The organism is Pseudomonas sp. NFPP25 (genome assembly GCF_900116505.1).
GTDB classification, from domain to species: domain Bacteria; phylum Pseudomonadota; class Gammaproteobacteria; order Pseudomonadales; family Pseudomonadaceae; genus Aquipseudomonas; species Aquipseudomonas protegens.
Genome location: NZ_FPBG01000007.1, coordinates 363,453 through 387,734, shown reverse-complemented (window position 1 = coordinate 387,734; position 24,282 = coordinate 363,453). Strand labels below are relative to the sequence as shown.

Sequence of the window (24,282 nt, the reverse complement as noted above, 5' to 3'; positions counted from 1 at the left end):
TCCATGACATTGACGTGCTCGTCATGATCACGCCAGGCAGTTTTCCCGCTGTATTCATGCATGGCTCAAGGGGGGATACGATGCTTATCGGTATCTTCCCAGGAGGAATCGTGAACGTCACAGTGCCGTTAGCTCTGTTCGATATGACATGACCAATCATCTGGCTAAGATTTTTGGTCATGTCAGCGGTTATTACACCGCTGCTATCACGGGTGATAAGACCTATCGTCATGTTGCATCCACGCTCAGATCGATGGCTTTAACGCCATTCGGATGGAAAACATACAGTCCTTTGTTGTTGATCATCAGCCTTGCTCCTCCGGGGGCGTTGCCCATCATCTGGAATGTTCCATCCGGACGAAACGCCCAGCCCGAAACATCAGCCACATAGTTCTCAGACTGCAAGTTGCTGCCGATTTTAAGCATGTCGATAGAGCCGTTTTTTATGAATGCAGTGTCGAGATAGGCGGCATTGTTTTGAAGAACAAACGGGTAATAGATTTCCGCGGCATTCGGGTCGACAATTGCGAACCGACTGGCCGCGACCAGCACCTGGCTGGTGATGATCCCTTCGTCGTTCTCCACGCCTACGCCGATGCTGGCCAGGTACGGCTTGCCATCGACCGTGAGCTGGGTCTTGATCGAATACATTGCCGCGAGCTCGCTTTTCAGAGCCTCGACCTCTATCTGGGCACCGCCGCCCGAGTCGATCTTTTCCAGCAGGTGCTGGCTCAACTGCGTCTCGGTGATCTGGTCGTTCAGGTACTCAAGGATCACACCGGCATCGGCGGAGGACTGCCCCATCACCGGCCCGTAGAACGCCCCGACGTTGCCGATGCGGTCCACCAGCCGGGCCCAGAAGAAGAACCGCACGCCGGCGGCCAGGCCCATGATGGTCAGGTCGGTCTGCGGATAGGCGTAGTCGCCGAACTTGGTCGCCGTGGCCACCTGATTGGTCTGGCTGTACCAGATTTCAGTTCGTTGCAGATCCGCGGTGGTGACTCCGGCCGGGATGCCCCAGGCCAACTTGATGCCGAATACGATCGATTCGGCCGTGAAGGACGACGGCACCGGCGGCGGCGTGGTCTTGCCGTTCAGTACGGTCTCGACAGAGGTCGCGAACACCGACCCGATGTCGAGCGAGTTGATGGCCCGCACCTTGGCCACATACCGCCCCGCGTAGATCCCGCTCACATCGATGGATGTGGTGCCCGTGCGGCCGGCAAAGATCCAGTCGCCATCGTTCTTTCGCCAGTAGACCTCGTAGGCGATCGCCGCTTCTGGCTTCTCCCACTCAATCGTCATGACGCTGACCGCGCTGCCCTGGTCGACGAAGTGGTCATTGCTCACCGTCACGTTCGCCGGCGGTCGCTGGACGCTCGGCGGGATCACCGTCACCGGTGGCCGCTCGATGCGCGTGCCGTTGTCGATTGCGCCGTACTTGCTCTCGTTGTGGCGCACCGCGCTGATCGTGAACTTGATCTCTGAGTCGGAAAAGTCCTCAGCAACCGACATCACGCGAAATAGCTGCGTGGCCAGGGTTGTCGAGTCAATCGCCCACATCGAATGCTGGGGCGGTAGCTCATCCAGCTTCTTCTCCAGCACCACCTGCTGGACTTCAGCAGGAAACCCGGTGGTATCCATCGTCACGCGACCACTCGACCACTTGATTCCCTTGCGGTCCCAGGTCAGCGGATACCCGACCGATTTGATCTTGCGGGAGACAGCAGTGCCCGTGGGCATGATCACTGTGATGGTGTCGCCGGGGTATGCCTTCACGTCGGCATCCAGTACCAGGCTGTCGAGCGTGGAAGAGCGCAGGCGCCCACCAATGCGGCGCCCTGCCCGATCGTTGTCCGCGATGCGGATAATCTGCCCGGGGCGTGCCAGGGTGCCGTCCAGGCCCACAGAGAACCCCACGCTTTCGGTTTCCAAGCGGTTGGTCAGCAGCGCCCACTTGCCGATGCGCTGCGCCTGGGCCTGGGAAGTACAGCCGGTGGCGGTGATTTCGGTCTGCTGGATCCCGTAGCGGGCGATACCGGCCTGGTCGTCGACGTACTCGACTTTCTGCCGGTAGAAGTCGGCCGGATCGTTCCAGCTCACCAGGGCCACGGTGTAGCGGGTCTTCTTCGCCGAGCCGAAATAGCCAAACTTGCCATCGGTCACGTTGGCGTTCGAGTAGGTGTAAACCGGGTCCTCGGGTATGTCGGCAATGGCCATGACCGAGCCGGCGGCCCAGTAGGACATGCCTCGAAAGGTAGTGGCCAGGTCCTGCAGCACGTCCAGGGCGTTGGAGCGGGTCTGCAGGAACAGATTGCAGGTGAACCGCGGTTCTTGGCCGCCCTTCCCGTCCGGCACCAGCTGATCGCAGTACTGGCTTATGCGGTACAGCTCCCACCGGTCCACCTGGCCCTCGTTCAGCAGGTGGCCCAGGCCATAGCGGAAGTGCAGCAACAGGTCGTAGAAGATCCAGGCCGGGTTATCAGTCCAGGCTAACTTGAACGAACCATCCCAGATGCCGGAGTACAGCCGGCTTTCCGGGTCGTAATTGCTCGGCACGCGAATAATGCGGCCGCGCAAGTCGAAGGACCGGGTGGGGATCGCCTGGAACTGCGAGGCATCGAACTGCAGGCCGACGACAGCAGAGCCCGGATAGCGCAGCTTGGCGTCGATGACCTCGGTGATGGCGTCGATGCTTGTCTTGTCCGCAATAGCGCCAGAGGTGCTGTTCGGCGTCAGGCGGGTAACGCGAATCTGCCAGTTACTGCTCGCCGGCGGCAGGTCCACCCGGTGGGAGCGCTCGTACTTCGTCGAGGTCTTGCCGCTGAACGCCGAGGCCAGCACCTGCACATAGGGCCCGCCGTCGGTGGAAACCTCGATCTTGTATTGCACGATGTAGCCATTGGTGTCGCCGTTGCTGGTGTTCGTCTGGGCCAGGCGCGGGGTGGACAAGCGCACGCGCACGGCAGATAGCTGCAGGTTCTGCACAGCACGAACCCAGGGCTGGCCATACTTCAGCTCAACACCCACCGCGATCTCGCTCTCGACCGCTGGGAAGCCCGGGATATGTAGCTGGTCCTGGCTGCCAGTGCGAGCGTCCAGAGTGACACCGCTGAAGTTCCGGGTACCGTCGGCATTGGCCAGCGGAGTCTCATCGAGATAGACCGAGCGCTCACCCGCGACCAGGCCCTGAATCTCGCCCTCGCTCACCAGGTCGAGGATCCGCGCATAGGCGGTACTCTGCAGACTGTCGGGGGCCTCGACAGACGGCCGCGGCTTCGACTCGCCGCCTTTGCTGCCGGTAATGTGCTGGTTCATGACTTTCCTTCAGGCGAAAAAAAACCCGCTCATGGCGGGCCTGGTGTCAGGTTCGATTTACATCTGGTCTTCGGAGTAGATCCCGGCGCTGATCACCGCGCTGCCGACGATCATCCGCCCATAAAGCAGCGGGACCGGGTTGCCCTGGACGCTGGTATTTACGGCGCCGTTGAAGCTGTAGCTTGGTCGGTTATTGGGACTGTCCTGGGTGCCCAGGCCCTTGGCTTGCGGGCTGAGCATCTGAATTACGCCGCCGGCAACCATTGCAATACCTGCTGGGGCAAGCCCTTGAAATCCAGGAATGAAGGAAGCAGCAATCAGAACCGCACCCACGATTGTCTGCAGTAGGCCCGCGCGCTTCGATCCTGAAATGACTGGGACAATCCGTACAGCATCACGCCCGGTTGGTTTTACAAGATCTCTTTCGGAAAGGTTTTCCTTCCCATTGAAGATCGCATAGCGCAGTCCTTTGCTTGAGCTCTCAGATATATGCTGCTCAAAGCCCGGAAACTGCTTGAAATAACCCATGATGTCCCGCCAACCTCCCCGGGTAATCATCCTGTGCCGACGGCCAAATAGCTTAGCCAGGGAGCCAGACAGCAGGACGGTTTGCATCTTTTCAGCAGACATATTTTCTCCAGGCAATAAAAAACCGCCCGTAGGCGGCTTGAGTATTCGGCGTTCACAAACACCTGTTCAACGAGGGGACAAGACCGCCTCGACCAATCTGCGACCAGGAAGCTCTCTGATAGAGCTTGACGATGCTCCCACTACCCTGCTGAGCAAGCTCAATGTTCAAAACATCATCGGTTTGGCCAGAGTCAGTTCCAGCAATAATCCGATATCCATTTTGGGTCTCGCTCATCACAGATGTGGACCTGTAGTCCTGCCATGCCGGATACACACAGAGCGCAATGTCCTTGGGTTTTTTCGTAGAAATGTGGGTGCTGACTGGATTTCCTGCCATCAAGTCAGATGGGGTTGAACATCCCGCCAACAGCGCCAGCGCAACCACCCCAATCAGTATCCGCATGATTACCTCTCGAACAGAGATACAAAGACAAAAATTGGCTTACCGGATTCTGATTGGTATACCGCTTGAGCCGATCTCCCACCCGCCGACTAGCTTGTCATTCCGGATGAGAAACTTATAAGGCTTGGCGCCAACGTATCCACCGTAACTATTTTTTGCATTGACCGTCACATCCAAGAGAAATCCTGCCTCAATTTTCCTGCCTTCAAAAACGCTGCCTACCATGTACCCCCTGTATACCGTGCCAAAGCTGTATCGAGCTGAGTCGGGGTCTTTCAGATAAATGCCAAAGAAATTTTTCACTGCTTTCTCGGCGTCCTCCTGATACACAGAGGCTCCATAATCAGCCGCCTGTATTTGCTCAGGGGTCGGTTTTGAGGCGCAGCCAGTAACTAAAAATAACGACAGAAGCAGAAGTGAAATCCAGCGCATAACAACTCTCCATGTTTTCTTGGAGAATACCATTTACGCTCAAGCACGAAAGCCCCGCATGGGCGGGGTTCGTGAAAATGGGAGGGTTAGATGTCCTGCAAGATCTCTCGGAAGCGCTCTACGGCAGCCTGGTTGTAGTGAAACGTCTCGACCTGCTTGCTGCTGTACCGCGCAACACAGCAAGAGCACGACCATACGATCCGTCAGATGTTTGAGACTCAATCAGCAGGCAACTGAAGCCCGGCCAAGAGCCGGGTACATCCGCGCGGACTTACACGCCATGATCAGAAGGAACTTAGATGCCACACCGACTAATATCTTTGAAAACTGCGCTGAGCAACCCATCGAATGACGTACTGGCTGCTTTAGCAGTCCGTCAGGGACTCATAAATGCCCTTGAGGGTTGGTCTGGCAGGACTGACCGCTGCTGCACATTCATGCCCTACGGCACAAAGCTAACCAGCGAGCTTCGTTGCTTCGCTCTCAGCCTGCTGGAGCAGTTGGACAACTATTTCCCGACAGCGACCCGACCTTACCCTCAATATGATCTGGAAGGTTTCTGGAAGATGGCTCAGGCGGAAGCGGGATAGTACCAGATGCACAGGGCCCAACGTGGGACTGGGCTTTGTGCTGCTGGAAACCTGATGTTACCACCCTGCAGACGCAAAGGACTTGCAGTAATGCCCTCACCGAGCCGAGTAGCTCTTGCCCTCATCTTTCTGCTGGCCTCAACTGCCGGCGCTGCCAATGACGAAGTCTCCCAAGAATGGGAGCATCTGATAAAAGCGGACTTCCAAGACGGCTGTGTGAGTCGGTTGGACGAATACCGATCCACCTTTGGAAGCAACGGAGTACGCCTCGGCGCATGGCTTGTGCAAACCTGCGAAGGCAATTTTGAGTATGGTGCGAGTTACTATCCGCTCAACGTGCACACCGAAAATAAACGGATCGGGGTCAGGCGAACGCAGAAACTTCCTCCGCTGACACCAGCACAGTTAAAAAAAATGTACTCGCTGAAGGGATAGCGCGACAGAGTGCTATCCGCTATGCCGTGTTTGTGAGATTGCTTGCCATGTGCCGCCAGTAGCTGACGGTCACCTCTCGCCAGTACCCGCCGTAGGTGTCCCGCTTGCTGTCCCGGTTGTAGAGGTGATGCAGAATCGACCCTGGCGCCGGGAAGTGTTGGGGCTCGGTCTTCAGCACACCTTCGGCCAGGTATACCCCGGCGTGGTTCGGCATCTTCGACCGGATCTGCATCAGCACGATGTCGCCGTGCTGCGGCGCACTGACCTGGCTGAACCCGGCCGCGGGTAGGTTCTCCAGGTAAAGGTTCCCGCCCTTCTCCCACCACCCGTCCTCCCGCTCATACTGGCCCAGGTCGATGCCCATTTCGCGGCAGTAGAAGTCGAGGATGATGCTCAAGCAGTCGTGCACGCCGTGAGCGAACTTGCGGCCGATCAGCGGGGCCTGGTAGCCCTCAGGCGCGAAGCTCACAAACTCGCCTGGGCGCACCTGTTCGTCATCGCCCTTGCGGACCTCAAGGATGTGCCAGGGAAGCCCGGAGGCCTCGCAGGAGACGCGATCCGCCTCGCTGGGTGCTGCAGGGTAGTCTGGATGGCTATGCACGACCGCCAGCACCTGGCCGCGATCCTCGGCGGCGACGAAGTCCTCGGGCGCCAGGCGGAAATGCTCGCTGGGCGTCGAGGCCGTGTTGCGACAAGGTACATAGACCTCCTTTCGCCCTTCGCGAATCACCAGGCCGCAGCACTCACGCGGGTACTCAGCCAGCGCATGCCGCTCAATGGCGGCGCGGGTGGACTTGTTCATGATCAGCTCCGAAGCAGGCCTGCGGCCGGGAATGAGCCGTAAGGCAGAGGGTTGTTCTCGCCGAAGCGAAGCTTGCAGCTGCTCAGGCGCCCGCCGCATTTGTCCTTGGAGGCATCGGTGACGATGATGTCGTTCTCGTCGGCCACGGGCCCGCCGTTGTAGCCGCAGTAGGGCCCGCGGTAACCGCCGCAGCTGAGCCACCAACAGACGTTGGCCACGATCTGCCGGCGCGGCAGCTGAACCCCGGCGAAGTCCAAGGCTGAGGCCAGCTCGAACTGCACTGTTTCGTTGTTCTCGGCAGCCTTGCGCTCGACGTACCAAATGTCCGGCGGCAGTTCCTCGTCAGGGTCCGCCTCGGGCTGGCCGTCCAGGTACTTGCCCAGAGTTCGATGCCGGATCAACTTGGCCCCCACCAGATCCTCGAAGTACAGCACCAGGGCCGTGATGAACCCGCCAACGTTGCCGACAGACAGGGTCGGCATAGGCTGGGCGCCCTGCCCGGTCATTTCGAAGCCCTCGGCCTTGATTGGCCAGGGCGAATACTCCTCGCCCTGCCAATAGATCGACGACTGCTGCGGGTAGCCGTGAAAGCGGTACAGCTCGGCGCCCAGCGCGGTAGCGTCGAGCTCGAAAAGCTCCACCCACGCGCCAGGCTCCAAGGTCTGGATATCGGCCGTAATTGGCATCGTGTTTCCTCAAGGCAAAAAAATCCCGCTCTAGGCGGGTGTGGTCGGGTGCTGCTGTGTTAGATCAGGCTGCGCGCCTCGGCACGCTTCTCTGCGATGTCCGCCGGGATGTCCTTGCCGGTTTCCAGCTTGCGTACCACAAGCCAGTCAGTTTGCTGCAGGTACTCCCTGGCCTCTTGCCCCCTTTGATCCTGCTCAGTGAACGTTTTCTTGCTCTGCGAGAAGTCCATGGTCTTCCTCGATAGTTTCGATGGTTGGGATCTCAGGAGGTTGTGCTGGGTGATCGGTGGGAATGTCCACCTGGCCGTCTGCAGTGACTGTCACAGGCTCAGGAAAGCGAATGGCATGGGTGGCAGTCGCTTCGTCGTAGGGCATCAGCAGAGTGACTGCCAGAACACCGTCACCGGACATGACAGCCTTGTCGGCGAACAGCGGGGACCCGATAGCCTCAAGCGATAGCTCGTATCCCTTGCCCAGGGGCGAGAAATCGAAAGACTCGCCATTGATAGTGATTGTGAGGCCTTGGACGAACACCGACTTGAGCGGCGTCCAGTCTGGGGCGTGGACCGGCGAGAAGTTGATAATCATGGGTTTATTTCCATCGCCCTACAGCGATTACTGATATTTTCGAGACTGCGCCAGTGCTCGGCGCGATAAGTCTGACATCCGATATACCGGTAAGCGTTGGGGGTACGTTAATGACGGACCAGCCAAGGGTAACTGCTGTAGTCTCGGACGAGTGCGCGATTATCGGTGCCTCACCAACGAATGGAACCGGCCACGTGAAGGCAATGCCAGAGGACATAAAAAGGTTCGCCGGAATCGCGAGATTTGCTGTGCCTGAGTCCTTGCGCGCACAACGGCAGATCATGGTTCCGTCCGGAAACTTTGTGGCGGTGCCGTTTGCGTTACTTACGGTTTCAGTAAAGTTACGCCCCCATGGCTGAATGGAGCCGTTGATACAGCCGCGAGTCCAGATATACCCGGTCGCAATCTCTGTAATGGTCTGCGTCCAGCCGTTCGCGTCGTACCACTCCATGCGGAGCGTCCCGTAAACCTTCGGGCTGTTCAGTGTTTCGACGTGAACGAGGTATGTTCCACCAGGAAGTAGGACGTTGGCGTCATTGATTGCCCCTACACGCTCGGCAGGCGAGCCGGTGCGAGGGTCGGAGCCGACACCATAGTTGCCAGTATTTACAAATCGCTGCCAGTTACTCCATAGCGTGCCCTGGTCGGTCCCGGTTCGGAACCACATAGCCTCACCTATAGGGTGTCCGTAAGTGGCGGTTAGGCGCTGAATCTTGGAGTTTCCGTTGTCCCCGTAGTCGAAAACTTCAAGCACTCCGTACACGTTCCTCCCGTTGAGAGTGGTGGGAATAGTGCGATAGTTGCCCGCAGCTACCGCCTTGTTGCAGTCGCCCTCTGAAACCGGGATGGTGGGTCCGCCAATACCCTGATCGCCAGCAAGCAAGAACTGCTTCCATGGCGGGCGAGTGGCACCATTGACTCGACCAAAGAAAACCTTGTCCTCATCGAGCGAGGTCGCAAGGAAGGTAGAGGCGCTACCATTGGCCCCGCCAGTCATTGAGATCAGGTTGCCCTGGCCTCCGCTGGGTGGCCTGCCGGTTGTCGACTGGTTCCAGTAGGTGATACCCCCGTCCTTGATTTGGTAGATGTTGTCTATGAATGGTGCTGGTCCGCCCACGCCATAGGAGGCTGGGTTGACCAGGGTGCTCAGCTTGGTCTTTTCAGTGGTCGTGAAGTCGTTCGACGACAACCCTTTGCCTGCAACGGGTTCAACGAATTCCGGAAGCTGGGGCACCGGAACTTTTCCGCTGACCAGCTGAGCCACCGAGACACCCAGCGCTGCGCCAGGAACTGCCGCATCCGCCTTGACCTTGGCTGCAGCAGCGTCCGTCACACCCTGCTCAGCCTTCGTCTGTGCTGCCGCTGTGCGAGCATCAAGCTCCGCGAAATTCTCGTTAATGATGATCCCGCCGTCACGAAGCGTGGCGCCGGTCTCGTCGTTCGCCTCCTCGCCTACATCGATTAGCCGAATGCTCATGGGTGAAATGCCTGTTCGAAGGTTGCGGTCAGGGTGTAGGCATCGCCCCCCATGGCCTTGGGTTGATACTCGGAGCATCGATAGAGCATTTGATCGCCCAGCGGGTCAGACCAAAAAAAAGGCGTTGCGCCGGCATGTCGGTCGAGAAACGCCATGATCTCCTTGATGCGCGCCTTCTGGCCCGTGAACGTCAGGGGCCAGGACTGCGAGCGGTTGTTGATTCCGTCCTGGGCCCGCTGCTCGTAACCATCGCCGAACTTGGCCGACTTGGTTCGAAACGCAATGGTCGCCGCAGGATCGTTGTTCGGCTTCCAGGTAAAGGTTTCAGTTGCCATATTTTCTCCAGGCATAAAAAAAGCCCGCCGAAGCGGGCAACGCCAATCAACCGCGCCCCCTGATGGCCATGTAGATCTGGCCTCCTGGCCGGAGGTCCTTCGCGATCTGCTCTTGGGCGCCCTGCTTGGCGGACTTGGCATAGGCCTGAGCCAGAACCTGGCCGTCCGCTTCGCTGGCCCCGCCGCTCCCTTCAGGGACGTTGAAGGTCTGCTGAATCACCACCTGGTTATTGCTTGAGCTTGAACCACCGCCCAATGCTCGGATACCCAGCTGTCCGCCAGAGGTCCTGGCCAGCGGCACAATCGCCTCGGGCCCAGCCTCGCCGACAACTCCAGTCTTGCCGCCAGCCATCCCGAAAGCGGTGGGCTTGCTCACGATGCTGTTCGTGAAGGCGCCGCCATCCTTGAAAAACTGGACACCGCCATCCCATCCGCCACCGTTGGCCTGATAGCTGGAGAAGTCGACCCCGGTATACCCGGCCTGCGTTGAGCCGGCCGAGGCCGCCCCACCGCCGAAGTACGACCCAGCAGCAGAAGCCGCCATGCCGAACAACGAGCTCAGTGCCGAGGAGCTGGCCTGGCGCACAGCGATTCGGGCCATATCAGCGAGAATAGATTTGGTGAAGTCAGCGAACGACAGCTTCCCGGTCATCGCGAACTGCACAATCGCGTCTTCCATTGAGCCGAAGGCGTTGGTGAAAAGGCTCTTGGTCTGGCCAGCAACATCCCGTGCCGACTCCAGGTAGTTCTGCCAGGCCGAAGATGCTCCATTCCTCCAGTCGCCCTGAGCTGCCGTCATGTCGTCGTAGTTGCTGACCACGGTGTCGTGCAGCTTCTGCTGGGTGGCTTCCAATGCCTGCAGCTTCTGCGTGTACTCGTCGAGGCTCATGCCCCGGGAGCCATCGCCGTACTGGTTGGCCAGGTCCAGCTTCTGCTGGTTTATGCGGTCGTCGATCGCGTTATGTTGGTTGGTCAGGTCCCGCTGGCGGCCACCCTGGCCAAGGCCCGCGGCAGCGCGCAGGCCCTGCTCGCGCAAGGTGTCGACTTGCTGCTGCAGGGCGCTGGTGTAGGTCTTGACCGCCAGTTCCTGCTTCTTCAGCCGGCCCTCTTCGTTCTTGGCCAGCACACTCAGTTCGGTATCAGCGTCCCGCTGAGCCTTGACCATGGCGGCTCGGGCATCGGCGATCTTCTGGTCCAACTGGATGCGCTGGGCGGCGGAGGTACTGGCCTTACCCTTGGCGGCCTCAAGTGCCGCAATTTCCGCTTCATAGGCCGCTGTGACCTCGTCCCGCTCATTGCCGATCAAGGCCTCACGCTTGAGCAGGTAGTCGGCCTGGGACACCAGCCCAGACTTCTGCGCTGCGTCCAGTTCCTTCTGGGCGTTTTTGTACTCGGACAGGATGCCGGTGAGGTTGTTTTTCGAGTTGTTGAAGGCCGTCAGGTCTACCGCGCTGGCGGCGGTCTTCGTGTCTTTGTACTTGCTGTTAATCGCCGCTTTTTGACCATCAACACTTTCCTTGGTCAAGCGACTATTAGTCGGATCAGACACCCGGAGAGCTGCAAGCTCTTTTTCCAGATCCTCCAGCTCATCCTTGCGTTTGTCTGCGTTAGATCTTGTGGCCTTCTTTCTCGCATCAAGCTTATCAATCGCCTTCTGGCCGGCCTCCATGATCGCGTTACGCTCTTTCTGCCTCTTCGCGTAATCGGTCTCTGCTGCGTCCTTTACTTCCAATCCCTTGATGTAATCGCGGAGGCTTTGTTTTCCCTTCTCACCAATGTAAACAGGATCCTCGCCCGGTATTCTCTCGCTGCCACCTCGAGTTTCAAGGCGCTCAAGAGCCTCCTTTGCAGTTTGAATCCGCTCCGCGTTGGATTGGCTGCGCCCTGCGCTCTTCAGATTGTCCGCAGCCTTTGCGACCAGGTTGTAACCTTTCTCCCAGAGACTGAGGTTCTCCAGAATCTTGGGCGTCCGGTCGTTGATCGCATCCGCATACTGATCGGTGGCCAGCTTTACCGCCTCCGCATGTCGCCCCTGTTCTTCGAGAGCAACGATCTGCGAATAAACCGACGTGGTCAGATAGTGGTATTGCTCATTGAGCGCGGCAGAGGCCTTAACGGGCTCATCAGCCAACTTCACAAACTCGGCGATCGTGTCGCCCACCGCCTTGCCTGTTGCCTCCTGCATAGACACGGCGGCCTGGGTGATCCCCAGAAAGCTCTCTCCAGCAATCTTGCCGTTACCCGCAAGGGTGGTCAGAACCTCCGCGGCCTGCCCTGTTGTCCCGACCATATCGCTGACTTGCTTGGCCATGACGCCAAGCTGGGAAGCGGTAAGCCCGGCCGATCCGCCAGTTAAGATCAGTGACTTATCGAAGGCATCCTGCTCTTCGCTGCCCTTGTAATAGGCGTAAGCAAGGCCACCGATTGCAGCAGTTACAAGAGCGATAGGCGCCGCGAGCGCGAGAAGGCTAGCAGCACTGGCACCGGCTCCAGCACCAAGCTGCGCAACCGCACGAACACCACTTCCCCAATCCCCAGATTGCAGGGCGTTGGTCAGCTGCATGACGTTTTCTTGAGCCTGGCGGGTGCCGAGCTTCAGCTTGTCGAATGCGCCCTCTGTAGCAGTAATGCCAGCCCGATCCTTGCCGACCTTGGCCAGGGCCTCGCTGTAGCGGTCAGCGTTGATTGCACCAAGGCGGAAAGCCTCGTGCGCCGCCTTCTCCTGCGCCTCCAGCTTGGCCAGCTTCACATTCAGGGGATCGATGCTGTTGACCGTGCGCTTCAGCGCCTCGATCTGCCGGTTCTCGGCATCAATCAGGCGCTGCTTCTGCGCCATCTCCTTGGCTTCGGCTTTCTCGATCTTGTCGAAGGATTTGCCGAGGCGCTCCTGATAGGCCTCTTGCTGTTCAATGGTGACCAGGCCGCCCTTGCGGGCCCGCTCAAGCAATCCCTCGGCCTGGACCAGCTTCTCCATGCTGTCGATATTGCCGGTCATCGCCCTGTCTAGCTGGCTGATGATTGCGATTTCGCTGGCGGCGCTTATCCCGGCCTTGCGGCTCGCATCGACCTGGCGCTCCTTCGCACTGGTCGCTTTATCGATGCCCTGGGCGGCCTCCGCCTCCGCTTGGCTGATTTTCTTGCCGGTGTTGGCCAGGCCCTCCCCAGCCTTGCCAAGGTCATCGACGGCCTTCTCTGCCCCTTCGGCCGCGTCGACCAGTTTATCCAAGTCATCGGCAGCCTTGACCGCCTGAGACGACTCAACCGCAATGCCAAGCGAAGCGAAGGTAGTGCTCATTTGTTGTCTCTCTGTTCAGCCATTACGGCCAGGGCCTCGCCCTCCATCTGCCGGATGTCACTGAAAATGCTTTGCCTGGAGGCAGCCGGCACGCCACACATTCGGATGACACTCGGCAGGACGCCGTAGTCCAGACCGGTAGCGCCGCACGCGCCGACCCGCCACTGGGTGCTCATCGCTTCGAAAACGGTGAAGGCCGGCCAGTTGTCTGGCCAGACCTCGCAGTCCTGGCCGGTGAGATCACCCACCAGAAAGCCAAAGGTCTTCAGCTCTTCAGCCGAAGGCCCTTGCTCGTAGAGTGCGCGCGCGGCGCTTAGGAGTTTCCCAGGCGGGCCTGGTTGAACGCCTCGGAATATGCGGCCAATACCGCGCTGGGTATCGAGACAATCGAGGTGACCAGGATGCGGATATTCTGGTCGTTGAACTCTTCTTCGAAGTCCCAACCGGCCACCACAGCCTTCACCTGATCCACCTGCAGGTCGATCTGGGCTGCGGTGAATGCTTTCAGGTCCATCTCGTCAGCCTTCAACCCCAGGGCCTTGTGCCGCTCGCCCCACTCGGCGTAGAGCTCGGCCAAGCCGGTCCGGTCCAGGTACTTGAACTCGAACCCCACCTTCACCGGCTCGCCGCCCAACTGAGGGATCAGCACGTCAGCCTTGAAGGTTGGGTTCTGGATCAGCGAGAACTTGGCCATGGGTTACACCACCGCGGTCAGGTAGCGGGTCGGCTCGGACTGCAGCGCCAGGTTGACCGTCCGCGTAAGCAGGTTGTTGCGCGATACCGCCGGCTGCTTGGAGAACGAGGTGTAGGCCCCGTACAGTAGCGTGTCATTGCCCGGGAGGTTGAGCCGTGCAGCCTGCACCTTCTTGCCCGCATCAGCCGACATCAGCACCGCGTTGAAGGGTTGAACCGGATCATCCGCGATGGTCAGCACCATGCTCGCCGCGGACTTGTCGGTCGGGATCTGCTTGCCCTGGTCATCTTCCAGGAAGGTGACGTCGAGATAGTTCTGCTCACCGCCGGAGAAAGCCAGGTCGGTAACCTGCGGAATCAGTACCCAGGTGAGGATCTTTTTCATGGTGCCTGCACCGTTGCCAGCCGGGAACAGCTGCGTATCGGTGGTATCGATCCCTTCCAGGGTGATCGCCGTGGCAGTCGCGGCTTTAATGCGCACCACCTTGTTGTCCAGCTTGCTCCAGCCGGAGGTCAGCAGCACGATATCGCCGGCGTCCAGGTCGGCGCCCACAACGGTGGCGACCGCCTCGGAGGCGTTGGAAATTGCGGTGAAGGACAGAGCGGTGGCGTAAGTCGCGGCGTGCTGGAAGGTGCCGCCATTGGGAATTTTGTAGCCCATTGGGTGTTTCCTCTCTTCAGAAATGACAAAACCCGCTCAATGGCGGGTTTGTAGGGTTGCCCGATGGGCGATTTATGGAGCAGAAGCGCTACTCAGGAAATCGACAGCGTTCGTACTCTTCAAGTGGCAGTCTAGACTTGGATCCAACGACAACGCCGGCAAGTCCACAGTGAGGGCAACAAGCATGCTTGTCTTCGTACCATCTCGTTATTTGAGCTGGAACAGACCATTGGCCGCAGGCGCTACAGATGCATCTTTCACTTGCACTGACTTCCTCTCGATTGTTCCAGCCGTGGTTATCGGCTGACTCATCCAGCCACTGTAAGCGTGCTTTTGTTGCTTCATCCATGGCGTAACCCTGATCACCCAATCTGCATGCACGCGATTCTAGCGCGATGACGATCAGTTGGTATCGGCGCGGTACTGGAAGGACACAGGTACGGTGTAGGTAGTGTCTCCCTGAATAGCCGGGCCCTGGTCTGGTGGCGTCATGGTGACCACCGTTAGGCCGGCCTTCTCGTTCCGTTCATACAGCGGAAACAGCGCACTGATCTCATCTGCCAGGCCTACAGCAGGACCGCGGTACTTGCCCGATGGCGTTACAACGCTGGCCTGGAAGACGCCGGTGTACAACCGGTGATCGCCGCCCAGGGTGTTGCTCGCAGTATCCGCCGGCAGCGTGTAGGCACGGAGGTAGGTTTCTCCGCCCTTTGGCGTGTAGGCCTCGTTCTCGACGACCACTTTCAGCGGCGGTACCCTGGCTTTCGCCCAGGCGATAACCCGGGCCTGGTAGATCGTGGCGATCACGTTATGGCTCATACCTGGTTGTTCCTGATGGCTTCGTCGACGATCTGCTGGAACCTGGCGAGCGTGATTCGAACCATGCCGCCAGGGGCCTGCTTTGAATGCCCGTACTCGAGCGGCACCGCATAAGGCAGGTTGTTCACGATGTAGGCTGTCTGGCCTGCTGTCAGTTGCCCGACCTGCAGCCGCAGCTTGGCCAGGGTCACACCTCCAGAAGGATCGACCTGATCCAGCGTGCCGTCGGCGGGTGTATCGATCGAGAACTGCCAGTTCCCCCGGAAGCGACCGCCGACATAGTCCTTCCCGGCGACCAGGCCGTTCACGTTGAAGTTCTGGTCACGCTCGGTCTTGGTCAGGGGCTTGGCATACTTCACACCGCGGCGCAGCTTGCCGGCCTTGGTGAAGTTGCTTTCGTCCAGGTTGATCAGCGTGTTGCGCACCGAGACCTTGAAGTCGTAGTCGTCGGCTGCGCGTGTATTGGTTGCGCGGTGCGCCACGTTGGCCGCCCAGATCTCCGGATTGCCAACCGGAGACATGCGAATCACGCTGCTGCCGATCTCGATCACGATCTCGCGAAAGGTGGCGTCAATGCCGGCCTGGGCCTGCTCGGCAAACTGGCGGATGTTCTCGGCGAAGCTGCCATTCCTGCCGGCGTAGCGGTTCATGACCGCACCTGCAGCTCGTACAGAATCGGCGTACCGGCTGGGTTGATCTCTTTCAGCGGCGGGATGATGGACCAGGTCCGGCCCTGAATGACCACCTTGTTCAGCAGATCCGGCGCCCACGCCAGCCCCTGAGCGGCGACCTTGAGTTTCTTGTCGCCCTGCTTGATGAGGCTGTTGTTCTGGAACTCCAGGCCTGTGAAGTCGAGCAGGATGCCCTGAGCGGTTTGCTCGATGATGGTGTCAGGGCCGGCCGAGTCGGTATCAGGATCGTACTCGCCGGGCTTGATGTCGCGGATGGTTACGGGTTGGCCGAACTCCGTGATCATCTCCAGAGCCATCACGGCCATTTCGTCGTAGAAGGCCATGGTGGCTCCGTTTCAACTATGCGCGCACTGCAAACAGCCCGCGCTTCTGTAGATAGTCAGCAAACTGCGTAGCACTCGGCCGGTCCGGCGCCGCTGGCAAAAGTCGGCCGCTGGTGTTCGGGATGGCGGCGTACTCGCGGGTTACCGCACCTTCGACACGCTCCAGGGTTACCGCGCCTTTGCGCTTCTCGATCGGGTCAATGTCGTCCTGATGAATCTCGGCCGCCAGGGCCAGCTGGCCATACTGGATCCGCGCTGGCAGGTAGTTGTTCGGCTTGATCTCCTGATCCAGCAACACTTCCCGGCGCGGCCAGGCCAGAGCCTGCTCGCTGCTGGTCTTGCGGCCCTTCCAGGTCATGCCATCCATTGCCAGAGCCGCGCGGCGAAGCAAGGCTTCCTGGGCAGGCACCTCAGCGGGGATGGTTACACCGAACTTCACGGCGTACATGGCCAGATCCTCAGCGGATGCGTAGCTTTCAGCGTCAGGCTTCCCGGTGCCGTCCTCGACTATCAGTGCCATAAATCAGCTCGCTGGAATGAGTTTCACAATTTCGGCTTTCGGGGCCTTCGGATCGAACTCAATGCCCTGGGCAGTGAGCCAATCACGCAGATCTGCCACACCCATTTTGGCCGGATCAGTTTCAACAGCGCCACCGGGTTCGACGATATCCACCTCAACCTGGACGGCCTTGTAAGCCTCGACCACAACCGGCCAATCACCCACAACAGTGACCTTGGTCACACCAGTCTCTGGCTTATCGAAGTACTGCGGGTTGCGATAGCGCTTATCGGGATCAAAGTCCGTGGTTTGCGCAGAGTAAGTCAATTCCATAGGAGTCTCCAAAGCGGCTCAATGCGAACCGCTTGCTGAGGAAGGCGCTGATTAAGGCGCGGACAGGTCGATCAGAACGCCGGCGGTGACCTTGTCGCTGGTGGCGTATTTGGTCCAGTTGGCACCCGCGCCGATCGCGGCCAGGTTCGGGTTCACCCCACCGGTGGCGTCCTTCCAGCTGTAGCCGAGCAGGTCCAGGTTGAAGGTGCCCTCAGCGCGGAAGCCCATCGCCAAGTTTTCCTGGGTGTTGATGGGGTACGAACGGAAGCCCGGAGCCTGCGACTCGGTGATTTTGATCGCCCCAGCCTGCAGACCGAAGATGGTTTCGGTCGGGATGGTGTCCGATACCAGGACGGGCTTACCCATGGTCCCAGGCTGGCCACCGTAGATAACCACGCCGGCTTCTTCGTAGACCTTCTCAGTGATGGCCTGGTCCACCATGTCGAAGTAGGTGGCCGAGTCCATGGTCCACAACGCAATGCGACCGAAGCGATCGCCGAACTTGCGCATACCCTTGGTCAGCGCTTTCTTGCCGTCAGTAGCGAAGCTGGCCTTGGTGACCATACTGGGGTTCGCACCGATGGCAGCCTTCAGCGCGGCCATGGCGTACTGGATGTAGCCTTCCAGCACTGCGTCGGCATAGTCCTGGCCCACCAGCTCGGAGAACTCTTCCGGCGAGCGCGCGCGACGCTTGAAGGCCTCCTCGGTGGTCTCGTAAGGACCGTATTTGAACGGGACTTTCACTCCGACCATTTCGCCGGAGCCAATCTTCTGGCCGGCCACCGCGGCGGTCGAGTTGACATCGCGGTGAGCGATAGAGCCGCCGAGCTTGTAGAAAGCACGCTTGCGCAGGTCGCCTTCAATCAGTTCGTTGTCCAGCACCAGGGCGCCGTTGGAAGAGGCGTTGAAGATGTCGATCACATCCTGGATGCGCTCCAGGTAAGCGGTTTGGGCAAGATCGTTGTAGACGATCATGTCCGAGTTGACGGTAGTCGCCATGGGTTACTCCATTATTTGGGCAATTTCAGATAGGCGTCCTGGCCGTTTGCAGTGATGAACTCACGCTTGGCGACTGAGGACATTTCGGAGCGTTTCAGAGCGGCCCCACCGCCATTTCCAGCACCGCCGGCCCCGCCGCCAGATGCCTTGCTGCCTGCGATCAGAGGACCGAACGCAGGGTCTTTCGTGAATTCACTCTTCAGCTCTTCCAGCGTGGTTGCGGAGAGCTTGCCGGCTTGGTCCAGCACGACCACGGTTGGTTTACCGTCGCGCTGCTCGACGCTCAGCCGGCGTTCGATATGGGGGAGCAGTGCCTTTGCACTGCCTGGGATGGCCAAGGTGGTTGCGATCTCGGTAGCCGTGCGCCCCACGGTCAGATCCCGGATCTGGCCTTGCAGGGTGCTGCGCTCCGACTCGAGCTGGCCATTCAGCTCTGCCTCGCGGCGGCTGTATTTCTCGGACCAGGACTTCTCGAGTTCCTCGACGTTGCCAGATTTGCGCAGCGCCTCTTCGCGCTCCAGGCGAGCCTGCTCTTCAGCTGCCTTGCGCTTGTCGGCTTCGGACTTCTTCTCAGCCAGCAGCTCTTCAACCTTCGACTTCAGGCCGGATACGTCTTCTGGTTGTGGCAACCCTTCAATGCCCAAGACGTACTTGCCATCCTTCTCGGTGTAAAAAGCGCGCACGGATTCGTCTACCCCTTCCAGGGTATCCAGTTGGAATTTCAGCATGAGGTGTCTCCCGGAGACGTAGATGCAGGCCCTGCCTGCGAAGAAAAAACTTGATTTAATTCTTCATTGTAATTACATTGGAATCACAACAAAGCAAAAGGAACGGTAAATGAGCTCGGTACAATTCATTCATGGTGAAAACGGCGAAGCGATCTTTGCAGTGATGCCAATCGCTGCGTATCGGGATCTCGTAGCAGGTAGGTCAGCTTTAGAGCCAGCGGCTCAAACCCACCCACTTGTTAACGAGGATCAAACCATGATCAAACTTCCTTATGGCGGTCTTAATGCTTATCTGCATGTGCCTGACCTGGTGAGCTATTTGCAAAAGCACGGCATCAAGCACCTTGCTATCAACCAACGAGCTCAGGTCTATACGGCTTATCCGGAGAACCAGCTCATGACCCTGGACCCGATCATCCGTCGCGAATTCATTGATGACCTGCGCTACAAAAACACCATGCAAGCAACGACCGAAGTGATTGATGCATTGGTATCGACTGGAAAGTTTCGCCGTTGCAAGCAACGCTACGAAGGCGTATTTACCCGCGCCGTAAATGCGATTGAACTCGTCGACTAACCGGCTAAGCGGGCTATATCAGCCCTGCCTTTTCAAATGCAAGCGGCTCTAGGGCTTTCATTTGCTCAAGGGTTAGGGGTGAGAAATTTCGGTCCAACTGAAGCTCGTTGAATCGCACGACGCTTAACCCACCATCACGCAGCAGCTTGGCGCGGCTAGGGCCTATCGCCTTAACCTGAAACGCGCTCGGCTGCTGCATCAGCCACTCGTAATAGCTAAGATCCGCCCTTACCTGCTGCGGTCCATCATCCCCAATAGAGGCGCGCGTAGCACCCTCAGCAAACAATTTGCTGAATCTGGTCACCGCCACCACCGTCGAGCGACAGTTGATGTGGATCGGCGGCCTGGGCCCTTCGGTCAGCTTGAACCGATGTTTGTCGAGCGTTCGGCACTGAGGCGTAGTCTTCGAATCCAGCGTGCTGACCCACTCCACGGCCTGGACGACGTCGGAGTTCTCTTTCAGCGTCTCCATGCGCGCCTGGGTGGCGACGTGCTGCACTGCCGTCCGCACAATGGCGCCGGCGTTGCGGTTGGTCGTGGCCAGGATGCCGTCGTTGTAGTTGAGCGTCTTTGTCCCGCGGATGTTCTTGATGATCTGGAAGTTGGTCTGGCCCTCGAAGAAGCCCTGCCGGATAGCGCCCGTGAGACGCTGCCGCTCGGTGGCGGTGAAACCATCAATGAACGACTTCAACAGCTTCCCACCATCCACGCCGCGCACACTGAGCGGATTGGAAAGGATCGCCGTTCTGATCGCTGCAGCGCCTGGGACAGCAGCCTCAAAGGACACACCCACCGGCGCCGCCCGGGTCAGGCTGGTAGCCTCGAACTGCGCCTCATAGTTGGCGATGTCGACCAGGTCCAGGTTCAGCTTCTCGCTGTACCGGTCAAAGATGCCCAGCAGCAGACTGTCGACTTCCTGCAGCAGCACCTCAAGGCGCCGAGCGGTGTACTCAGTGAGGTCCGCGCGGGCCAGGCGGTCGCGGATCGACCTGTCGATCTCCTTGAGGAAGGGGCCGAACTTCTCGACCTCTCCCGACTTCAGCTGCTCGAGGAAGACAGCGTGCCGGATAGTGGCATCAAGGATCGCTTGGTTTGCCGCCATCACCAGCCCCTCCGGTCAGGTCATCCAGTTGCGGGCCCGCGTCAGCGGTCTGCAGTTCATCCCGGATCTCGTCGTCGGTCTTCTCCGGATCGATGACGCCGCGGTCGCGCAGGTATTGCCAGAAGTCAGCCTCAGGCAGCCGGCCACCCTGCACAGCGTTGAACAAGGCAGAAAGGATCGCAGGGTCGAGGCTGATCTGCGTGAAGTCCTGGTTCAGCTTGTAGAGCGATTCACCGGCGACGTTCAGGAACTCGCCCATCCACTCCAGGCACTGCGAATAGGCCTCGCTGACGTTGCTCACGATCAAGGACAGCACGCTGTGCTCGGCGGCGCTGTCGTTGTCGGCCTGGGTGGCCGTCTTCACTGCGCTACCACGCTCGATCAACCTGGCGCCGAGGGCGATCAACTGATCCTCCTTGGCGTCCATGGCTTCCTTGATCATGGTGTTGGCCTGGGCCTGGAGAATGCCGGCGGTGCCGTTCTGGGGCAGCGGAAGAATGGCCCGGGAACCGAAGTAGATCCCCTTCTCTTCCAGCATCTTCACCCACTGCTCATCAAGGCCAGCCATGTAAACCTGGGGCTGGCCCATCAGGTAAGCCGCATCCTCATAGTCAGCACTGTTGCGGTAATGCCCGATGTTGATCTCAGCCATGTCGTACAGCGGAGAGTCGTCGATGCTCGCGTCGTTGTTCTCGCTTCCTAGGAACTGGAAAGGGATCACCCTCCACCGCTGGCCTGCGCCGTTCAACGGGGTGAAAGGGGCTATGACCATGGAGGTCTGACCCGAGCCCTCCTCCCACACCTCCTGGGTGTAGTTTCCTTCTGCATCCAGACGTAGCACTCGATACTGGGTTACCTGCTTGCTGCCGAAGCCATCATCGGTGTCGACATCGACCTTCTCCTCCAGAACCACCAGGCTCAGCAGGTGCTGGCCACCAACCTTGCGGGTCTTCCAGTTCTTGATCGCTTCCGTCGGGTAACTGCTGATCGTCGAACGGACACGGCCAGACGCCATATCGGCAACACTCACGGCCTGACCATCAACTTGCGGGTAGTCCACCAGCAGCCCGTGACGGCCCACCTCGAGCAGGTGCCCAATCACTGACTGGGACTGCTGATAGATGCTCACGCCCTGGCCATCGACATCCTTGGCCACGTAATCGAGCGCGCCCGGGACCGTCAGCGTCGGCCAGGTACGGAATACGGCACCCACCAGGCTGTGCTTGGTCCGGCCGGTGGCGTTGTAGAACACGGCCCGCTGTTTGTAGCCGTCGTAGCGCTCCCGGTTCTCCCTGCTCGTATCATGAGCATTCGGCCGCGGCAGATATCGCTCGCCAGCAGCCTTGATGGTTTCCGAGCCCTTGCAGACGTCGCGCACCAAGCGCCAGCGGTTTCTCGCCGCGTCGTACTCGGGGCGGGTGAAAGTGACGTCTGTCATCGGGCAAATCCCATATTCAGCGAGGTGACCGGTTTCACGATCGGGAACTCTTTGTGGATGAAGTAGCCGCCGGCGTCGTTGGCGTGGTCGTTTCCTTGTGACTTGTCGGGCTCGCCATTGGGTGCCCATACCTGCTGCTCCAGGCCGTCGGCGTAGGTCGGGCAGGTAAACGGGTTCACCAGGTAACGCCTCTCGCCCTGGGCATTGCAGAACATGGCGTTCATGGCGTTGATCCGATCCTTTACTGGCGGGTTGGCCGCAGGCGCGATGACCGAGAAGCCGGCCTGCTTGAGCATGGCGATGTCCGTCATGCTGGCGTTGACCGACTTGCGCGAGTCGCCCGAAGCGTCCGGATAGATCCTGATCTCGCACGTCTTCTTGAAGTCGTTGCCGTCGTGCTGCCAGTAGCGCTCCTTGATGCGGCGGATCATGTCCGGCGTGTCGTAGCCATCGATCAGCTCATCGACTGCCCTGGGGAGTCCCTGGTCGCGTTTGACGTGGGTGATCGCCGCCATCTTGCCGACGTTGAAGTCCATCCCGATAAACAGCGGTTCGCCAGCCTGCACAGTGTCAAAGCACTGGTTCAGCTTGCGGTCGTAGGCGTGATAGATCGACCCCGAAGTCAGGTTGACGAACTGGCCGTTCAGGTAGGCCCTGATCAGTTGCTCGGGGTACGACTCCATCAACGACGGGATGTAGTCGTCGGGCAGGTTCAGCTCGTTGTCGAAGGTGCTGGCCTGGACCAGGCCATACATCTCCTTGAGCGCCGGCTTGTCGCGCAGTTGCTTCACGAATTGCTGGAAGACGAACTTGAAGCCCTCAGGGGTCGTGGTGACGTCTACCCCGTTCTTCAGGCCCGGCAGGTTGTAGCGCATCCGGGCAATGATCTTGCGCCAGGCCTGCTGCGCCTTGATCGACGTCAGGACATCCAGCTCATCCACCAGGGCGTGGCCGATCTTGAAGCCGACGATGGTCTGCGGCTTCTCCATCGACCGGCAGATCACAGTGCCGCGGCATTGCCGGCCGCTGTAGATATGAACCTCATGGTTCGCCTGGTTTATCTTGGTCTTCAACCCCCAGTCATAGGCCACTTCATCCATGGTCGGATAGAAGATGTCCCGAATCTGCGGATAGGTTGGCGCGAAGTAACCAGCGTTGACGCCGGGCCACTCCATGAAGTGCTTGCTCAGTGCCGAACAGCCTACCCAGGTCTTCCCCGACCCGAAGCCAGCAACAAAGGCGCGGAACTTGTGGGGCAACGTGAGGAACTGAGCCTGGGGTATGTTAAGGCTCGGCATTCGGCTTCCTCGCATCCACCACGTCGACCTGAATCCGGCTCGGGATCAGCGGCTCGTCGTCCGGCTCTTCCTTGCGGGCCCGGTTGACGTACATATCGCCGCACTCCTTAGCGGCCTGCTCGTAAAGCTGGGCGGTCAGAGCAAGGTTACGCATGTTCTCCGCTTTCTCGGCCATCCTTGCCAGGCTGCGGAGACGAAACGCGCGGTTGGCGATCGGGATATCTGCTGTCTCTTCACGAAAGCGCTTGCGGCACTCATGGAACAGGTCAGCCCACTTTTGGGCCAGGCCCCTGCCTGCATACTTGGTGGGGTCATGCGACTCGCACTGCTGGCGACTCAACTCGACCCCAAATTCCTTCTTGACAGCCTCCACCACCTGACTGGGTGAATCGAAGCAGGCCAGAGCCTGAACAATGAAGGCTTTGACCTCGCTTCGTAGTGCTGCCATGGGTTTGTCATCCGTCAAAACCTGTCAAAAATCAGGCCGACTTGAGTAGGCAGGTTCCGCAGGCCCTCGATATGTTGATCTTGGCCACCTCAGGCGGCCGACTTGCAGCGTCGATCAGCTGCTGTACGTCGTGGCTTGCACCGTAGCGCCTCACCACTCCGACGAATTCTTCGACGTCGTGTGAGCGCATCTCAAGCTTGGGCATGCCGTCCTGGGTGAAGGCCGGCGCACCGTACTTGTCGAGCTTGTGTGCGATGTGGAATAGCTCGTGCTCAACGAGAGCGCAGAACTCAGCGTCAGAGCATTGGGCGCAGTAGTCTGCAGCCAGCGTGATAAGGAAGTCCGGCTCTTCGCCGAACCACTCACGCATCTGCTGCTCTTGCCGGGCCTTCTGCCATCCGCCAGCACGGAACATCAGCTGCTCAGCCTGGCCAAGGACTATGCGTCCCTGCTTGGCGAACCCAGTCGATGCCCACAGCACGCCTATGTTGGCGTCGATCAGGTGAGCGTGGTCTTCGTTGTGGATGCTGCCGGTGTCGGCCAGGATCTCGCTCTGTACCCATTGCCAAATTTCAGGAGCCGGTTGCAGCTCTAGGAACACTGCCTCGAGCAGACTTCCGGGCGGGATCGGTCGACTCACAGCTGTACGCTCACGGTTGAAAAATTAAGAATCAGCCCCAT

General features: G+C 59.3%; 28 protein-coding genes. 2 read left to right on the top strand and 26 right to left on the bottom strand.

Annotated features, from left to right (window positions below; all coding sequences use genetic code 11):
* Nucleotides 1-228: 228 nt before the first annotated feature.
* The 4 genes from BM382_RS27160 to BM382_RS27145 are packed head-to-tail and all read right to left on the bottom strand — an operon-like array spanning nt 229 to nt 4,783.
* Entirely contained in the window at nt 229-3,318 is a 3,090-nt protein-coding gene (locus BM382_RS27160; RefSeq protein ID WP_072444325.1) for a TipJ family phage tail tip protein, read from the bottom strand.
* Between the two features lie 57 nt (nt 3,319-3,375).
* Complete coding sequence (locus BM382_RS27155; RefSeq protein WP_072444327.1) at nt 3,376-3,948, bottom strand: tail assembly protein; 573 nt, start codon at nt 3,946-3,948, stop codon at nt 3,376-3,378.
* A gap of 52 nt (nt 3,949-4,000) precedes the next feature.
* A complete protein-coding gene (locus BM382_RS27150) occupies nt 4,001-4,351 on the bottom strand; it encodes a hypothetical protein (RefSeq protein ID WP_072444329.1) in 351 nt (116 codons plus the stop codon).
* Nucleotides 4,352-4,390: 39 nt separating this feature from the next.
* On the bottom strand, nt 4,391-4,783 hold the full coding sequence (locus tag BM382_RS27145; protein ID WP_072444331.1) for a hypothetical protein: 393 nt from the start codon (nt 4,781-4,783) through the stop codon (nt 4,391-4,393).
* Nucleotides 4,784-5,463: 680 nt separating this feature from the next.
* Between BM382_RS27145 and BM382_RS27135 the strand changes: the two genes are divergently transcribed.
* Nucleotides 5,464-5,808, top strand: coding sequence for a hypothetical protein (locus tag BM382_RS27135; RefSeq protein WP_072444335.1), 345 nt, complete (start codon nt 5,464-5,466; stop codon nt 5,806-5,808).
* A 19-nt stretch (nt 5,809-5,827) separates the two neighbouring features.
* On the opposite strand, the gene BM382_RS27130 is transcribed toward BM382_RS27135, so the two are convergent.
* The 17 genes from BM382_RS27130 to BM382_RS27050 all read right to left on the bottom strand — a co-directional run bounded on the left by BM382_RS27130 (nt 5,828) and on the right by BM382_RS27050 (nt 18,738).
* Nucleotides 5,828-6,610, bottom strand: coding sequence for a C40 family peptidase (locus BM382_RS27130; RefSeq protein WP_072444337.1), 783 nt, complete (start codon nt 6,608-6,610; stop codon nt 5,828-5,830).
* A gap of 2 nt (nt 6,611-6,612) precedes the next feature.
* Nucleotides 6,613-7,296 carry a phage minor tail protein L gene (locus BM382_RS27125; protein ID WP_072444339.1) on the bottom strand — a complete coding sequence of 228 codons (684 nt, stop codon included), beginning with the start codon at nt 7,294-7,296 and terminating at the stop codon, nt 6,613-6,615.
* A gap of 59 nt (nt 7,297-7,355) precedes the next feature.
* Nucleotides 7,356-7,526 carry a hypothetical protein gene (locus tag BM382_RS31950; RefSeq protein ID WP_170866352.1) on the bottom strand — a complete coding sequence of 57 codons (171 nt, stop codon included), beginning with the start codon at nt 7,524-7,526 and terminating at the stop codon, nt 7,356-7,358.
* Entirely contained in the window at nt 7,492-7,884 is a 393-nt protein-coding gene (locus tag BM382_RS27120; RefSeq protein WP_072444341.1) for a hypothetical protein, read from the bottom strand. Before BM382_RS27120 ends, BM382_RS31950 begins: the two co-directional genes overlap by 35 nt.
* A 4-nt stretch (nt 7,885-7,888) precedes the next feature.
* The gene (locus tag BM382_RS27115) at nt 7,889-9,361 is read right to left on the bottom strand and encodes a hypothetical protein (RefSeq protein WP_072444343.1); all 1,473 of its coding nucleotides are present in this window, start codon (nt 9,359-9,361) and stop codon (nt 7,889-7,891) included.
* Nucleotides 9,358-9,696: a phage tail protein gene (locus BM382_RS27110; protein ID WP_072444345.1), complete on the bottom strand. Its 339-nt coding sequence runs from the start codon at nt 9,694-9,696 to the stop codon at nt 9,358-9,360. The genes BM382_RS27115 and BM382_RS27110 overlap by 4 nt, the downstream gene beginning before the upstream one ends.
* 46 nt (nt 9,697-9,742) lie before the next feature.
* Nucleotides 9,743-12,991 (bottom strand): phage tail tape measure protein, encoded by a 3,249-nt coding sequence (locus BM382_RS27105; RefSeq protein WP_072444347.1) that lies wholly within the window; start codon nt 12,989-12,991, stop codon nt 9,743-9,745.
* Nucleotides 12,988-13,239: a DUF1799 domain-containing protein gene (locus BM382_RS27100; protein ID WP_072444349.1), complete on the bottom strand. Its 252-nt coding sequence runs from the start codon at nt 13,237-13,239 to the stop codon at nt 12,988-12,990. Before BM382_RS27100 ends, BM382_RS27105 begins: the two co-directional genes overlap by 4 nt.
* A 65-nt stretch (nt 13,240-13,304) precedes the next feature.
* The gene (locus BM382_RS27095) at nt 13,305-13,685 is read right to left on the bottom strand and encodes a phage tail assembly chaperone (protein WP_053158990.1); all 381 of its coding nucleotides are present in this window, start codon (nt 13,683-13,685) and stop codon (nt 13,305-13,307) included.
* A 3-nt stretch (nt 13,686-13,688) separates the two neighbouring features.
* Nucleotides 13,689-14,345 (bottom strand): phage tail protein, encoded by a 657-nt coding sequence (locus BM382_RS27090; RefSeq protein ID WP_072444350.1) that lies wholly within the window; start codon nt 14,343-14,345, stop codon nt 13,689-13,691.
* Nucleotides 14,346-14,747: 402 nt separating this feature from the next.
* Complete coding sequence (locus BM382_RS27080; protein ID WP_072444352.1) at nt 14,748-15,164, bottom strand: phage tail terminator-like protein; 417 nt, start codon at nt 15,162-15,164, stop codon at nt 14,748-14,750.
* The gene (locus tag BM382_RS27075; protein WP_072444354.1) at nt 15,161-15,814 is read right to left on the bottom strand and encodes a hypothetical protein; all 654 of its coding nucleotides are present in this window, start codon (nt 15,812-15,814) and stop codon (nt 15,161-15,163) included. Before BM382_RS27075 ends, BM382_RS27080 begins: the two co-directional genes overlap by 4 nt.
* Complete coding sequence (locus tag BM382_RS27070) at nt 15,811-16,179, bottom strand: hypothetical protein (RefSeq protein WP_072444356.1); 369 nt, start codon at nt 16,177-16,179, stop codon at nt 15,811-15,813. The genes BM382_RS27075 and BM382_RS27070 overlap by 4 nt, the downstream gene beginning before the upstream one ends.
* A gap of 16 nt (nt 16,180-16,195) precedes the next feature.
* Nucleotides 16,196-16,699, bottom strand: a complete 504-nt coding sequence (locus tag BM382_RS27065; RefSeq protein ID WP_072444358.1) for a DnaT-like ssDNA-binding protein — start codon at nt 16,697-16,699, stop codon at nt 16,196-16,198.
* Nucleotides 16,700-16,702: 3 nt separating this feature from the next.
* Nucleotides 16,703-17,011 (bottom strand): hypothetical protein, encoded by a 309-nt coding sequence (locus BM382_RS27060; protein WP_072444360.1) that lies wholly within the window; start codon nt 17,009-17,011, stop codon nt 16,703-16,705.
* 51 nt (nt 17,012-17,062) lie between these two features.
* On the bottom strand, nt 17,063-18,010 hold the full coding sequence (locus BM382_RS27055) for a major capsid protein (protein ID WP_072444362.1): 948 nt from the start codon (nt 18,008-18,010) through the stop codon (nt 17,063-17,065).
* An 11-nt stretch (nt 18,011-18,021) separates the two neighbouring features.
* On the bottom strand, nt 18,022-18,738 hold the full coding sequence (locus tag BM382_RS27050; RefSeq protein ID WP_072444365.1) for a hypothetical protein: 717 nt from the start codon (nt 18,736-18,738) through the stop codon (nt 18,022-18,024).
* Between the two features lie 109 nt (nt 18,739-18,847).
* Here BM382_RS27050 and BM382_RS27045 point away from each other — a divergent pair, with 109 nt between their 5' ends.
* The gene (locus BM382_RS27045; protein ID WP_041774338.1) at nt 18,848-19,315 is read left to right on the top strand and encodes a hypothetical protein; all 468 of its coding nucleotides are present in this window, start codon (nt 18,848-18,850) and stop codon (nt 19,313-19,315) included.
* A gap of 13 nt (nt 19,316-19,328) precedes the next feature.
* Here BM382_RS27045 and BM382_RS27040 read toward each other — a convergent pair whose 3' ends face one another.
* Genes BM382_RS27040 through BM382_RS27020 form a run of 5 tightly spaced genes read right to left on the bottom strand, consistent with a single transcriptional unit; the run spans nt 19,329 to nt 24,241 of the window.
* Nucleotides 19,329-20,417, bottom strand: coding sequence for a minor capsid protein (locus BM382_RS27040; RefSeq protein WP_072444366.1), 1,089 nt, complete (start codon nt 20,415-20,417; stop codon nt 19,329-19,331).
* Complete coding sequence (locus BM382_RS27035) at nt 20,392-21,855, bottom strand: DUF4055 domain-containing protein (protein WP_072444368.1); 1,464 nt, start codon at nt 21,853-21,855, stop codon at nt 20,392-20,394. Before BM382_RS27035 ends, BM382_RS27040 begins: the two co-directional genes overlap by 26 nt.
* Nucleotides 21,852-23,153 (bottom strand): terminase large subunit domain-containing protein, encoded by a 1,302-nt coding sequence (locus BM382_RS27030; RefSeq protein WP_015636176.1) that lies wholly within the window; start codon nt 23,151-23,153, stop codon nt 21,852-21,854. Before BM382_RS27030 ends, BM382_RS27035 begins: the two co-directional genes overlap by 4 nt.
* Nucleotides 23,140-23,601, bottom strand: coding sequence for a DUF2280 domain-containing protein (locus BM382_RS27025; protein ID WP_072444370.1), 462 nt, complete (start codon nt 23,599-23,601; stop codon nt 23,140-23,142). The genes BM382_RS27030 and BM382_RS27025 overlap by 14 nt, the downstream gene beginning before the upstream one ends.
* 31 nt (nt 23,602-23,632) lie before the next feature.
* On the bottom strand, nt 23,633-24,241 hold the full coding sequence (locus BM382_RS27020; protein ID WP_170866351.1) for a putative metallopeptidase: 609 nt from the start codon (nt 24,239-24,241) through the stop codon (nt 23,633-23,635).
* Nucleotides 24,242-24,282 lie beyond the last annotated feature (41 nt).